Source organism: Arthrobacter roseus (assembly GCF_016907875.1).
Taxonomy (GTDB): Bacteria; Actinomycetota; Actinomycetes; order Actinomycetales; family Micrococcaceae; genus Arthrobacter_J; species Arthrobacter_J roseus.
Genome location: NZ_JAFBCU010000001.1, coordinates 141,398 through 154,551 on the forward strand (window position 1 = coordinate 141,398; position 13,154 = coordinate 154,551).

16 protein-coding genes are annotated in these 13,154 nt (G+C 61.0%); 13 read left to right on the forward strand and 3 right to left on the reverse strand.

Features of this window, described 5'->3' with window-relative positions; translation table 11 throughout:
- The first annotated feature begins 68 nt into the window (after positions 1 to 68).
- Both JOE65_RS00715 and JOE65_RS00720 read left to right on the forward strand, forming a co-directional pair.
- On the forward strand, positions 69 to 656 hold the full coding sequence (locus tag JOE65_RS00715; protein WP_205161449.1) for a pentapeptide repeat-containing protein: 588 nt from the start codon (positions 69 to 71) through the stop codon (positions 654 to 656).
- Between the two features lie 12 nt (positions 657 to 668).
- Positions 669 to 1,055 carry an RNA-binding S4 domain-containing protein gene (locus JOE65_RS00720; RefSeq protein ID WP_205161450.1) on the forward strand — a complete coding sequence of 129 codons (387 nt, stop codon included), beginning with the start codon at positions 669 to 671 and terminating at the stop codon, positions 1,053 to 1,055.
- Positions 1,056 to 1,245: 190 nt separating this feature from the next.
- On the opposite strand, the gene JOE65_RS00725 is transcribed toward JOE65_RS00720, so the two are convergent.
- On the reverse strand, positions 1,246 to 1,899 hold the full coding sequence (locus JOE65_RS00725) for an NUDIX hydrolase (RefSeq protein ID WP_205161451.1): 654 nt from the start codon (positions 1,897 to 1,899) through the stop codon (positions 1,246 to 1,248).
- 57 nt (positions 1,900 to 1,956) lie between these two features.
- Between JOE65_RS00725 and JOE65_RS00730 the strand changes: the two genes are divergently transcribed.
- From JOE65_RS00730 to JOE65_RS00740, 3 genes are read left to right on the forward strand one after another with little or no spacing between them, the layout of a single operon-like run.
- A complete protein-coding gene (locus JOE65_RS00730) occupies positions 1,957 to 2,736 on the forward strand; it encodes an MBL fold metallo-hydrolase (RefSeq protein ID WP_205161452.1) in 780 nt (259 codons plus the stop codon).
- A gap of 9 nt (positions 2,737 to 2,745) precedes the next feature.
- Positions 2,746 to 3,432 carry an HAD family hydrolase gene (locus JOE65_RS00735; protein WP_205161453.1) on the forward strand — a complete coding sequence of 229 codons (687 nt, stop codon included), beginning with the start codon at positions 2,746 to 2,748 and terminating at the stop codon, positions 3,430 to 3,432.
- On the forward strand, positions 3,432 to 3,821 hold the full coding sequence (locus JOE65_RS00740; protein ID WP_205161454.1) for a hypothetical protein: 390 nt from the start codon (positions 3,432 to 3,434) through the stop codon (positions 3,819 to 3,821). Before JOE65_RS00735 ends, JOE65_RS00740 begins: the two co-directional genes overlap by 1 nt.
- A 19-nt stretch (positions 3,822 to 3,840) precedes the next feature.
- Here JOE65_RS00740 and JOE65_RS00745 read toward each other — a convergent pair whose 3' ends face one another.
- Positions 3,841 to 4,020, reverse strand: a complete 180-nt coding sequence (locus tag JOE65_RS00745; protein ID WP_205161455.1) for a hypothetical protein — start codon at positions 4,018 to 4,020, stop codon at positions 3,841 to 3,843.
- A gap of 133 nt (positions 4,021 to 4,153) precedes the next feature.
- On the opposite strand from JOE65_RS00745, the gene JOE65_RS00750 reads away from it, so the two are divergent.
- The 5 genes from JOE65_RS00750 (at position 4,154) to JOE65_RS00770 (ending at position 8,571) form a co-directional block, all read left to right on the forward strand.
- The gene (locus JOE65_RS00750; RefSeq protein ID WP_338021512.1) at positions 4,154 to 5,662 is read left to right on the forward strand and encodes a S8 family peptidase; all 1,509 of its coding nucleotides are present in this window, start codon (positions 4,154 to 4,156) and stop codon (positions 5,660 to 5,662) included.
- Between the two features lie 74 nt (positions 5,663 to 5,736).
- Positions 5,737 to 6,345, forward strand: a complete 609-nt coding sequence (locus JOE65_RS00755; protein ID WP_338021513.1) for a class I SAM-dependent methyltransferase — start codon at positions 5,737 to 5,739, stop codon at positions 6,343 to 6,345.
- 51 nt (positions 6,346 to 6,396) lie between these two features.
- Complete coding sequence (locus JOE65_RS00760) at positions 6,397 to 7,548, forward strand: thermonuclease family protein (protein ID WP_205161456.1); 1,152 nt, start codon at positions 6,397 to 6,399, stop codon at positions 7,546 to 7,548.
- 38 nt (positions 7,549 to 7,586) lie between these two features.
- Positions 7,587 to 8,306 carry a hypothetical protein gene (locus JOE65_RS00765; protein ID WP_205161457.1) on the forward strand — a complete coding sequence of 240 codons (720 nt, stop codon included), beginning with the start codon at positions 7,587 to 7,589 and terminating at the stop codon, positions 8,304 to 8,306.
- A 55-nt stretch (positions 8,307 to 8,361) separates the two neighbouring features.
- Positions 8,362 to 8,571, forward strand: coding sequence for a hypothetical protein (locus tag JOE65_RS00770; protein WP_205161458.1), 210 nt, complete (start codon positions 8,362 to 8,364; stop codon positions 8,569 to 8,571).
- Between the two features lie 3 nt (positions 8,572 to 8,574).
- Here the strand turns inward: JOE65_RS00770 and JOE65_RS00775 are convergent, their stop codons facing one another.
- On the reverse strand, positions 8,575 to 8,997 hold the full coding sequence (locus JOE65_RS00775) for a ChaB family protein (RefSeq protein WP_205161459.1): 423 nt from the start codon (positions 8,995 to 8,997) through the stop codon (positions 8,575 to 8,577).
- Between the two features lie 228 nt (positions 8,998 to 9,225).
- Between JOE65_RS00775 and JOE65_RS00780 the strand changes: the two genes are divergently transcribed.
- From JOE65_RS00780 to JOE65_RS00790, 3 genes are read left to right on the forward strand one after another with little or no spacing between them, the layout of a single operon-like run.
- Positions 9,226 to 10,599 (forward strand): MFS transporter, encoded by a 1,374-nt coding sequence (locus JOE65_RS00780; protein WP_205161460.1) that lies wholly within the window; start codon positions 9,226 to 9,228, stop codon positions 10,597 to 10,599.
- 58 nt (positions 10,600 to 10,657) lie between these two features.
- Complete coding sequence (locus JOE65_RS00785) at positions 10,658 to 12,055, forward strand: NAD-dependent succinate-semialdehyde dehydrogenase (RefSeq protein WP_205161461.1); 1,398 nt, start codon at positions 10,658 to 10,660, stop codon at positions 12,053 to 12,055.
- Positions 12,056 to 12,103: 48 nt separating this feature from the next.
- A complete protein-coding gene (locus JOE65_RS00790) occupies positions 12,104 to 13,108 on the forward strand; it encodes an NADP-dependent oxidoreductase (RefSeq protein WP_205161462.1) in 1,005 nt (334 codons plus the stop codon).
- The last annotated feature ends 46 nt before the right edge of the window (positions 13,109 to 13,154 follow it).

Genomic DNA, 13,154 nt, shown 5'->3' on the forward strand with positions numbered 1-13,154 from the left:
GCTCGCGCGGCAATCCGGTGCCCCTGACGTGCACAACAGACCCGCGCCAAGGATGATGTACTGAACTCATGACCGACACCATGCGCTCGTCCGAGGACTGGTACGCCCGGGATCTTTCCGGCGAGGAGTTCACCGACGTCACGTTCTCTGATCTGGACCTGACGGAGGCGACGGCGACGGGCGCCTCTTTCGACCACTGCACGTTCAAGCGGGCGTCCTTCAACGTCGCCGCATTCACGGACAGCTCTTTCGCGAACTGCACGTTTGCGCACTGCAACTTTTTCGACGCCGCGTTCACCGGGTGCCGGATGGTGGGCAGCATATTCCAGAAGTGCAGCTTCAACATCACCAGGATCGACGGCGGCAACTGGTCCATGGTGGCGTTGCCGGGCGCCGAGCTGTCCAAGGCAGTGTTCAACTCCGTGCGGATGAGCGAGGCCGATCTGCGCGGGGTGAAGTGTTCTGGCGGTACGTTCCGCGACGTCGATCTCGGGGGTGCGTGGCTCGACGGCGCCGACTTCAGCGGGGCGGATCTGCGCGGCAGCAACCTCGTGTCCCTTGACCCGCAGGAAACAAATGTAAAAAAGGCTGTGGTAGACATGCAGCAGGCCATTGTTCTAGCAGGGAACCTCGGCCTTGATATCCGTCCAGACTGATCAGGTTCCATCATGAGCGCATTTTCTTCCGGCGCCGTCCGGATCGACGCATGGCTGTGGGCCATCCGCGCCTACAAAACCCGTTCCGCCGCGACCACCGCGTGCAGGGCCGGCCACGTCCGGCTCAATGACAAGCCCGCCAAGGCAGCACACATTGTGGTCCCCGGTGACACCATTCGCGTCCGCCAGCCGGGCTTCGAACGCATCCTTGAAGTACGCCAGCTGATCGCCAAGCGCGTTGGTGCAGAGGCGGCGTCGCACTGTTTCACTGACCACACGCCGGCGCGGCCCAAATTGCCAGCCCTTGGCCTACCGCAGCGCGACCGCGGTGCCGGCCGACCCACAAAGAAGGACCGCCGGGATCTCGACCGCCTGCGGGAAATGCGCGACGACGGTTAGGCGGTCTCCACTTCACGCTGCCAGCGATATTCGACCCATCCCACCGCGGGGAGTCCGCCCCACCGCGGAATCTGTTCCACTTTGGTCATCGGCAACCGCATCGTGCCTTGTCAGCTGGGCAACACGCCGTCGGGCCCTTCCAAAGATGGACAGACTCCGCGGCGAAGAAGAGGCACCGCGCAGAAAAGACTTAGAGCACTGGCCGCCCGGGCAGCATAGCCCACACCGGCTCGATGGGCCGTCCGCTGCGGAACTGCTTGTCATCCGGGTCCAGGCCCACCAGTTCTTCGAGCAGGTGGCGCGTGGGCGGCATGAGTTGCAGTGCGCCGTCGTCGGCTTCCGTGAGAATGGACCGAACGGAAGACCAGTGCGAGGAACTCGCTTCCGTGGTCTGATGGCGGGGGTCCAGCGAAGGTGCTGGCTGGGTGAGATAGAAGTAGGTGTCGAACCGTTTGGGCATGCCCGACGGCGTCACCCAGTTGGCCCATGGCGTCAGCTCGCCGGCCGTCAGGGAAGCCCCTGTTTCCTCCTCGACTTCGCGCAGCGCAGCGGCCAAAAGGATCGCCGACATCTCACGGGTTGAGCGCGCGCCGCCGTCGCTTATGGCGCTCTTCTGCCACGCGGAGGCGTGCCGTTCGGCTACCCGGGAAAGCTCAGGCTTTCGGGCGGTGACGTAGTCCTTGCCGTCTACACGGCCGCCGGGGAACACCACCATTCCGGCAGCGAAGTCCATGGTGTGCGCCCGGTTCTGGATGAACACCACGGGATCGTCGGCGTCGCGGCGCAGCATGATGACGCTGACCGCAAGACGGGGTAAAACGGGTGCTTCGGGCGCCGCTGGCATGGGACCTTCTTCCGGATACTTTCTCCACAGCAGACTACCCGTGTCTACGATTGGACCATGACAACGCCCGACGCCGGTTCCCCCGATCCCTTAAAGCGCAGCAGTCCCCTGACCCGGTTCAGGCTGGCCCCGAACCCTGGCCCCATGAGTCTGGAGGGGACCAACTCGTATGTCATTGGGGCTGGCACGGTGGTGGATCCCGGGCCCGACGACGAGGCGCACCTGCAGCTGCTGGCGTCCGTGGGGGATGTCCGGCTGATCCTCATCACGCATCGCCATCCGGACCACACGGCTGGCAGCGAACGCCTGCGCGAGCTGACAGGTGCACCCGTGCGTGCCCTGGCTGCGGAGCATTGCCACGGCGGGCGCCCACTGGTGGATGGCGAGGTGATCGACGCCGACGGCGTGGAGGTGCGTGTGCTCGCTACTCCCGGTCATACCTCTGATTCAGTCAGTTTTCACCTGCCCGACGACGGCATTAACGGCTCGGTGTTGACGGGTGACACGATCCTGGGCCGGGGCACCACGATCATCGACTACCCGGATGGTCGATTGGGCGCCTATCTAGAATCACTGGAGCTGCTCAGGGCGTTGGGGCCAGCCACGGTTCTGCCAGCGCACGGTCCGATCCTGCCGGATCTGAGCGCGGTGGCGGAAGCGTATTTGGAGCATCGGAGTCAGCGCCTCACCCAGGTCCGCGCAGCGCTTCAAGAGCTGGGACCGGAAGCAACGGTTGAGCAGGTAGCTGACCATGTTTATGGGGACGTGGATCCTTTGGTCCGCGGTGCGGCCGAGGCCTCAGTGGGCGCACAACTGGACTATTTACGAAGCGAATAGAGAGAAACGATGACGCAGCGAAAAGGTGTTCTGTTCGATGTCGACGGCACGCTCGTGGACAGCAACTACCTGCACGTTCTGTCTTGGTGGCAAGCGTTCCGGAAAGCCGGGCACGATGTTCCCATGGCGCAGATCCACCGGTGTGTGGGCATGGGCGGCGACAAACTGGTTGCGGAGCTTCTGGGCGATGATCGGGATATGGACCACGACGAGGCGTTGAAGGCCTCGCACGGCGCTGTCTACTCCACACATTGGCCGTCGTTGCGCACCCTTCCCGGCGCCAGAGATGTCCTGCTGCGCGCCCATGAGTCGGGACTCGCCGTCGTCCTCGCCTCTTCTGCAGAGCAGGCGGAATTGGATGTTCTGCGTCAGGTGATTGATGCCGACGACGCCATCGATGCGGCAACAAGCTCCACCGACGCAGAGGCCAGCAAGCCGGCGCCGAACATCCTTGAAGCGCCGCTGGAGGCCGTTGACGTGCGCTCGGAGAACGCAGTCTTTGTGGGCGACGCCGTGTGGGACGTTATCGCCGCGAAAGAACTCGGGATGCCGTGCATCGGTGTGGAGTCGGGCGGAACGACGGCGGCTCACCTCACCGAAGCCGGTGCCGTCGAGGTCTACAAGGACACCGCTGAGCTGCTTGCATCGTGGGAGAAGAGCGCGATCGGCAAACTGCTCGCAAAGCGCACAGACTAGTGACTGCGTTTCAGCCGAGGGGTGAAGGACGGCAGCGGGTCACGGGGGTAGCTGCGGCTGTCTGGGCGGCTGCATTCACTGAGGCGTTCGGGCTCATCAGCCCAAGCACTCTAGGGCGGGTCCGTCTGAAGAAGACCGCTGCCCTCGACGATGCGCTCGTGGCCATTGTTTACGACGATTGGCGAGGCGACATCGCTGGTTTCGTCTTCACCGTTTGTGACCTCAATGAAATCGATGCATCCCATCGGGACCCGGTGAATACGGCTAGGGGAATGGTGCTTGGGGAGCTCATCGAGCCCAGCCCGCACGGCCAGGTTCGGGACGTGGAACTCCTCCGACCACTCAACAACGAGTTTTCCGGCATTCGGTGGTGGGGCGACGTCCCGTAGTTGCCGACTTGCAGCGCGGCTAGCCCTTGTGCGGGAGCGACTTGGTCCGGGACACTCTCACGGACTTTCCTTTGCCCGCGACCTTCACGATCAGTCGGTAAATCGCGAACAGTCCGACCGACAGTAAAAGAACCATTGGTCCGAAGGAGCCAAGGGCTTCACCGAAGGTTGGAACGATCGGATTCTCGAGTGCGCGCATGGTGACGACACTACCGGTGCCGCGAAGAAAGTTTGTGCTGTAAGTCACTGGATATGCGCGTGGACCCTTCCGCAATGCAGTGCCTCATGTAAGGATCGAGAAGTCCCAATCATTCTCATCTGGAGGTCCAACCGTGACCAGAACTGTCCTTGCTCGGCGTACATCGGCGGCCTTCGCCGTCGTCGCCCTTGCTGCTTCCGCCATGGTCGGCAGCAGCGCCGCAGCAGCCCCCACCGTGGAGCCCGTCTCCACTCCTGTCCCGTTCGAGGCCGCCGACGGGCAGCTCATGAGCTACGTGGTCAACGCGAAGCGTGCCAACCGCGGCCAGACCAAACAGGTCGTCAAGGCCATCGAGGCAGCCGACGGCGTCGTCATCCAGCAGTGGCCACAAATCGGCGTGGTGGTGGTGCAGTCCAAGAGCGCAGACTTCCGTACTGACGTCATGAAGACCGGCAAGAACTTCGTCGAGTCCGTTGGTGCAACCCGCACGGCAACGGTCTCCGAGGGAACGCCCGAGGGCATCCTCACCCCGTGGGCTGATCAGCGCCAGCGTCGTATGACAACGGACGCACAGGCCAAGGCGGACCTCAAATACGGCAACGCAACCTATGAGGGTGCCGCTGTCGATCCGCGCGAAAGCGAACAATGGGATATGGCCCAGATCAATGCTGATCAGGCGCACGAGGTCACTGACGGGTCCCGTGACGTGCTCGTCGGCGTTCTGGACAGCGGCATCGACGCCGATCATCCGGATCTGCAGCCCAACATCGATGTTGCGGCTTCAGTGAACTGCTCCAACGCCGGCAAGCCGGACACCTCCGCAACCGGTTGGCAGCCCACCACCTCTTCGCACGGCACACACGTTGCAGGCACGGTGGCCGCCGCCCGCAACGGCGTCGGCATTGTTGGTGTTGCGCCCGGTGTGCGCATGGCTTCGGTGAAGGTAGTGAGCGACGACGGTTACATCTATCCCGAATACGCTGTCTGCGGTTTCATGTGGGCGGGAATGCAGGGCATGGACGTGACCAACAACAGCTACTTCGTTGATCCGCTGACTTTCTGGTGTGGCGACCAGCCTGATCAGGCTGCGGTACGCACCGCCGTCGAGCGCGCTGTCACGTGGTCTACCGACCAGGGAGTTGTCCACGCAGCGGCTGCAGGTAATGCCGCCTACGACCTGTCCAACAAGACCACGGACACCGGCAGCCCCAATGATGGGACCGCCGTCGACCGCCAAATCAACAACGACTGCAAGGACATTCCCACGGAGCTACCGGGCGTTGTGACCGTTTCCTCGACCGATCAGGCGACGGCGCTGTCCTCGTTCTCCAACCGTGGACTGGATACGATCGACGTAGCTGCTCCGGGTTCGCGGATCCTGTCCACGCTGCCCGACAACTCTTACGGCTCGTTGAGCGGCACGTCCATGGCGTCACCGCACGTGGCCGGTGTTCTGGCTCTGATGAAATCCGCTCACCCGAGCTGGACTCCCGCACAGATGATCAAGCAGTTGCGCAAGCAGGCGATGGACCACGAGTGCGCACCCGCATCCTCACCGCGGGGCGCTGAGTGCATCGGCACCCTGGAAAACAACAGCTACTACGGAGAAGGCATCACGGACGCACTCGCCGCCGTACGCTAAATCCCCAACAAGTATCTGGCCGGGGCTGTGACCCCGGCCAGATGCATGTCCGACCCGAGGTGTAGCCTGAGCAGGTGAGAAACGAGACCCTGTGGGAAGCGAAAAAGCGGGATAATCCCGGCCATTCAGCCTGGTACATCGAGCGGTTTGAGCAGATGCGCGCCGATGGTGCAGATCTGCACGGTGAGGCACGGCTGATCGACGCCATGGCATCCCGTAACGCTCGAATTCTGGACGCGGGCTGCGGGCCCGGGCGGATCGGCGGCGAGCTTGCGCTTCGCGGTCACCAAGTGGTGGGCGTCGACGTCGATCCTGAACTCATTCAGGCCGCTCAGGAGACCCACCCCGACGTCGAATGGCACGTTGGTGATCTGAGCGAACTGGACCTGCACGACGGCGGCGGCCGCTCAGCCTTTGATCTCATCGTCTGTGCGGGCAATGTCATGACCTTCCTGGCCCCGGGCACTTCTGACGATGTTTTGCGGAACTTCGCGGCGCATCTCTCGGCCGAAGGCAGGGCCGTTGTGGCCTTCGGGGCTGGCCGTGGCTACAGTTTCGACACATTCCTTTCCGACGTCGACGCGGCTGGACTCACGTGCGACACACGGTTCTCCACGTGGGAGCTGCGGCCGTGGACGACGACGTCGGACTTTCTCGTAGCTGTGCTGTCTCTGGCGGAGTAAAGACTGACATACACTTCTGGCTAATAACTGAAAACAAAAGTTGGGGAACTTATGAACACGGCATCCACAGCCATGCGCAATTCGCGGTGGCGACAAAAAGCTGCGCAGCTCACAACGACGGTACTTGCCGGTCTAGTCTTCATCGCTTCGTCAGGCTGCTCACCGTCGAGCGACGCGAAAACCGCCGAAGTGGTCCGCGTGGTCGACGGTGACACGCTGGTTGTCCTCATCGGGTCCGAAGAGGAAACCGTCCGGCTGCTCAACGTGGACACACCGGAGACAAAAGACCCCAACAAACCGGTCGAGTGTATGGGCCTGGAAGCCACCTCGTTCCTGAAGCAGCTGACGCCACCGGGCACCAAGGTTGGCCTGGATTACGACGTCGAGCGTGAGGATCGCTACGGACGCACGTTGGCCGCTGTATTTCTGGCCGATGAGACGTTCGTCAACGCGGAAATCGTAAAAAACGGCTTCGGTGTACCCGCTGTATTCGAACCAAACCGCAAGTATTATGACCAAGTCCTCGCCGCTCAAGGTGACGCAGAGCAGTCGCAGGCGGGCCTTTACGACGACGCCGCCGAGTGCAGCCTTCCCTCCGAGTTGGACAACGCTGTTGAAGCTCTCGAGGCCGCCGCCGAATTGCCCGTAGGCACAACAGCCGCCACCGCTGTCACAGCCTTTACTGCTTTGGCTGCAGCTCTGGCAGGAGCCAAAGCGTTGAATGAGCTCATTGAAGCCGCCCAGGACACAGCCTGGGTGACAGCAATTGCCGGCACCAAGTCGGTAGCTCTGCTATCCCGCCTCGACCGACAAATCGTAGCCACAGAGAAGCGACATTCTATTGTCGGCGCTGAGGTGAAGCGGCTCGAGAAGGCTGAAGCTGCAGCGGCAACAAAGGCCAAAGCCGTGAAGGAAAAGAAAGTGGCGGCGGCCAAGGCGGAGAAAGCGCATACTGAGGCCGTTGCCAAACAAGCCCGAGAGGCCGCCGCCATAGAGGCTGAACAAGAACGTGAGGCGGCCATTGAACGCGAGCGCATTCGGAATCTCCCACCAGCCCCGGCGCCTTACGCGCCCCCGGCGCCCGCCCCGTATGTGCCAGCCCCGGCGCCGTACATCCCGCCTGTCCAGCAGGACCCCTACCCCGGTTATACGGGGCCACGATGCTATGCTCCGGGCGGGAAATCCTGGAAGCCTTGTCCCTGACACCAGGTGAGGGCCGAAAGTCGCCCTAAGCTATTTATATGGACATTGACCCTCAGCGTCCCGTCGCCGTGAAGCATCTCCCGTGGAAGAAGATTCTCTTTATTCTGCTGGCTATCCACGCGTTGGTGGTTGGTTTTAGTTTAGTTTCGCCTCTGCTGACCGGCATGCCTCGGGGACAGACCCAGTTCAGCGTGTACTTCGACGTGAACTATGAGGGCAATTTCCCTACCTGGTGGAGTGTTGTCCAATTATCCGGCGCAACTGTGTTCCTTGCGATAACCGCGTGTTTCGCGTGGTATTCCCGGAGCCGGGGCTGGATCGCGTGGAGTGCTCTTGCGGCATTGATGCTGGTACTGAACCTCGACGAGGGCACCTGGCTGCATGAGCGGTTCGACCAGATAGCGCTGCATATTGTTGATGTTCAGGATTTCACCTTTGTATGGCTCATCTTCGGTATACCCCTGGCCTTGATAATCCTGGTAGTTTCGTGCATCAGCGCCCGCCACCTGCCGTTACTGGCCCGGAAACTGGTGCTGGCAGGATTCGTCACATTGATGTTCGCGGCCGTCGGCATGGAGCTCATCGCTGGCTCGTTTATCCAGGCTGGTACGAGCACCGTATGGATTGCATTGAGCTATCACCTCGAAGAATTTTTGGAACTCGCTGCTGTCGCGCTGATTCTCGTCGCTCCCCTGACGGCCTACCGGCTACGACCGACGATGGACGGCGTCAGCCTGCAACTCGAGCCCAAGACGTGAGCATCACCTCCGGTGTGCACTGTCATTTTGCGGTGTGGATTCCTACCATGGGGTCATGGACAAAAACAACGACGCCGAATCTCCAAAGGACACCTTCATCCCCCTGGACGACGAACCCATAACAAAGCGTGATGCCACGCCGGGCGATGAATCGGCTGTGTCACCTGCCACGCGAGCGAAGTATCGGCACCTGATGATTGCTGGGATCGTCGTGATTGTGCTCGCTGTGACAGCAGTAGTCTTCATTGCCTTGATGATCAACTGAAAATTACTCTCTCGCTTCAGCGGTCTTCTTGTCGTTGGCCTTCTGTAGAGCCTTGATCAGTTCGCTTTTCGTCATATCCGAACGCCTGGAGATATCGAGTTTCTTCGCGAGTTCGTAAAGATGCTCTTTGGACGCGTTCTGGTCTACGCCGCCGGCGGTATCACGAGAGGTGTTCTTTCCGCCCTTCGCCTGCGGATCCGAAGGCCCATTTTCATCCTTCGGTTCCCAATGGTCGCCAACCTTCTCGTGCGTGTGCTTGAGCGCGCTGTAGGCAACCCGGTTCGTTCTCTCATCGTCGCCGTCGTACTCTTCCGCCGCGGAATCATGCGCCTTGGCGTACGTTTCCTGAGCCAACGTGTCCGAGCGTTTCAACGTGCTCGGCAGCTCTGATTCCTTGACTTTGCCGCTCTTCGTTGTCTTCGGCATTCTGCACCTCATTCTCCGCGGTGACCGCGAATCGGCTGTGTCTCCACTCTGTACCAGCTAAAGGCCCCTCGCAACACTTTAGCGTCTGACTTTCCCGCTCGGTGCGCGCCCAACCAGAGAACCAGCTAGCCATTGGCCGGCAAGCTGTATAACGTTTTGTTCCAGACGAGGACCGTCGGTACATCACTACCGACCCCCTATTGGGCTACCGAAAGGCATGCGGTCACCATGGCAGAACCGAAGAAGGGCGATTCGGCGGAAGAGTTCGCCGCTCCGGACCTGGAGAGTGAAGCGGGACGCAAAACCATCCGACGGGCTATCGCCGGATCAGCCATCGGTAATGCAACGGAGTGGTTTGACTACGGTGTGTACGCCGTCGTCGTCACCTACATCACCGCCAACTTTTTCCCCGGCGGCACCGAATGGGCTCTGGCAACATTCGCAATCTCATTCCTGGTCCGCCCCCTCGGCGGATTTTTCTGGGGCCCGCTAGGGGACAAGATCGGCCGCAAGGCCATCCTCGCGCTCACCATTGTTCTGATGGCCGGCGCCACCTTCGCTATAGGACTCATCCCCAGCTACGAAACGATTGGTTGGTGGGCTCCCGCCCTGCTGATCCTGATGCGGCTCATTCAGGGCTTCTCCGCGGGCGGCGAATATGGTGGCGCAGCCACGTTCATGGCCGAGTACTCGCCCGACAAAAAACGCGGCTTCTTTGGCAGCTTCCTGGAATTCGGGACCCTGGCCGGCTTTGCTCTGGGTAGCGCGATCGTGCTCTTCCTTCAGCTGATGCTCGGCGACGCCGCGATGGAAGAGTGGGGTTGGCGTATTCCGTTCCTGGTCGCGGGCCCACTTGGTCTGATCGGCTTCTATCTGAGGAACAAGCTGGAGGACACCCCCGTCTTCCGTGAACTGGATAAGGAAAAGGCTGAGGAGCCAAGCGCCAAGACCGAACTGCGCGATCTCATCCGGAAGTACTGGCGCCCAATTGTCGCTATGTCCGGGCTGGTTATTGCCCTCAACGTCGCCAACTACACGCTCCTTGGCTACATGCCCACCTATCTTGAAACACAGATCGGCATGTCCAACAACAGTTCACTCGCGCTGATCCTGATAGGTCAGGTTGTCATGATGATTCTCATCCCGTTCGCGGGACGCTTCTCAGACAGCATCGGACGACGACCCATGTGGCTGTTCTCCATGGGAGGTCTCTTTGTGATGGCAATCCCCATGTATTTGCTGATCGGAACCGGCTTCACAGGTGCACTGATCGGCTTCTCCGTACTCGGCATTCTCTACGTGCTGCAGCTCGCCACCATCTCAGCGACCTTCCCGGCCATGTTCCCCACCCACGTCCGCTATGCAGGTTTTGCAATCACCTACAACATGGCCACTGCCATCTTTGGTGGCACTGCTCCTTTGGTCAACGAAGCCGTCATTGAGGCCACCGGCAACCTGCTGTTCCCGGCCTTTTATATGATGGGCGCCAGCGCCGTCGGGCTGATCGCGTTGCTCTACGTTCGTGAGACCAATGGCAGGTCGATCCGCGGAACTGAGCTTCCAGGGGATCCGACGGCGGCGGAGAAGTCAGCCATGGCCTAATGTTCGCAGCTGGCTTACCTACTGTTCAGACCGCCACTTGTGTGACTACGGTTGAAGCATGAGTGCATACAAGACAGTAAACCCGGCCACCGGCGAAACGCTGAAGGAATTTGAGCAGACCACAGACGCTGACATCCAAGACGTCATGGCTCACTCACACAAGGCATACGGCTCCTGGCGCAGCACCGCCGTCGAAGATCGTGCGGCAATCTTGTCCCGCGTTGCGGAACTGTACAAGGAGCGCAAGGACGAACTCGCCGCCACCATCACCATGGAGATGGGGAAGGTCACAGGGCAGGCGCAGGGCGAGGTGGACCTCTCCGCCAGCATCTACCAGTACTACGCGGACAAGGGACCGCAGTACATGCAGGATGACACGATCGACGCCGTCGGCGGTGGTGAAGCAGTCGTGCGCACCGAGGCCATCGGTTCCCTCATCGGCATCATGCCGTGGAACTTCCCCTACTATCAGGTGGCACGGTTCGCAGCGCCGAACCTACTACTGGGCAACACCATCATGCTCAAGCACGCAGAGAACTGCCCCCAGTCGGCGCTGGCCATAGAGCAGATTTTCAAGGACGCTGGCCTTCCCGAAGGTGCGTACATCAACGTCTTCGCGACCAAGGACCAGATCGCTGACATGATCGCCGACCCACGCGTTCAGGGCGTGTCCCTGACAGGCAGCGAACGCGCCGGATCCGCCGTCGCCGAAGTAGCAGGTCGCAACCTGAAGAAGTACGTGCTGGAGCTCGGCGGATCAGACCCCTTCATCGTCCTCGACAGCGACGACCTCGACAAAACCGTCAAGGCCGCCGTCGCCGGGCGTATGGGCAACGCCGGACAGTCCTGTGTCGCAGCCAAGCGGTTCATTGTCCAGGAAAAGTACTATGACGATTTCGTGGAGAAGTTCACTGCGAAAATGTCGAAGATGAAGCCAAACGATCCCACTCAGGCGGATACGCGCTTCGGCCCTATGTCCTCACAGTCCGCTGCGGATGGGTTGATCGAGCAGATCAAGGACGCTGTGGATAAGGGCGCTACCCTGCGTACGGGTGGACACCACGTTGAGGGGCCGGGCGCGTTCGTTGAAGCAACAGTACTCACTGATGTGACACCCGAAATGCGTGCCTACAGTGAGGAACTGTTTGGCCCCGCTGCCGTTGTGTACAAGGTCGCAGACGAGGAAGAGGCCATCGAATTGGCCAACAGCTCTGCCTACGGCCTCGGCGGTTCCGTCTTCAGCACGGACACCGACAGAGCGAAGTCAGTAGCGCAGCGCCTTGAGACGGGCATGGTGTGGATCAACTCTGTCACCAGCACCCAGGCTGACCTCCCCTTCGGCGGAGTGAAGCGTTCCGGCGTTGGCCGCGAACTGGCCAAGTACGGCATGGACGAGTTCGTGAACCGCAAACTGGTTCGCACCCCAGCGTCGAAGCCAGCACAGCCAGCTGGCTGAGCGACGTTGTCCGGATAGCTCATCACGCCAGAAGAAGGAGACCTAACAATGGCCACCAGCACACAGATTCAGCTCACATCACGTCCCAAGGGCGCTCCGACGCCCGAGAACTTCCGGAGCGTGCAGGAAGATTTGCCGGACCTGCAGCCCGGTGAGGTTCGGGTGCAGAACAAGTTCGTTTCCGTTGACCCGTACATGCGCGGCCGGATGAACGACGCCAAATCCTACGTACCGCCTTTCCAGCTCGACGAAGCCATGACCGGCGCAGCCGTTGGCCTCGTGACGGAGTCCTCCAGCGATGACTTCGCTGAGGGCGACGCCGTACTGCACAGCTTCGGTTGGCGGGATATTGCGCAGGGTCCGGCGGACCAGTTCACGAAAGTCCAGGAAATCCCCGGGCTGGAACTCTCGGTGTACCTCGGCATTCTCGGCATGACGGGGCTGACGGCGTACGCAGGGCTCACGCGCATTGGCGGCTTCCGACAGGACGACGTCGTTTTCGTCTCCGGTGCCGCTGGAGCCGTGGGAAGCGCCGTCGGGCAAATGGCGCGCGTTCTTGGGGCCAAGCAGGTCATCGGCTCGGCCGGGTCCGCAGAAAAAGTGGAGCTACTCAAGAGCAAATACGGCTTCAACGACGCATTCAACTACAAGGATGGGCCCGTTCGCAAACAGCTGCGGGACGCTGCCACGGAAGGCATTGACGTGTACTTCGACAACGTCGGTGGCGATCATCTCGAAGCCGCGATCGACGTCCTGAACCGTAATGGCCGTGCAGCGCTGTGCGGGGCAATCTCGCAGTACAACAACACCAGCCGCGAGCCTGGCCCGGACAACTTAGGCAATCTGGTCACAAAGTCCCTCAAACTTCAGGGGTTCATTGTTGGTCAGCATCAGGATCTGCAAGGTGAGTTCGTGGAGAAGATGTCCGGATGGCTCACCAATGGAGACATCGTTTTCGACGAAACCGTGGTGGACGGCATCGACAACTCAGTTCAGGCGTTCCTGGACATGATGGGTGGATCGAACACCGGCAAAATGGTGGTCCGCGTCTAAATCGGCGCCCGGCGGCCTCACAGGGTGAGGCTGCCGGGTCCTTTTT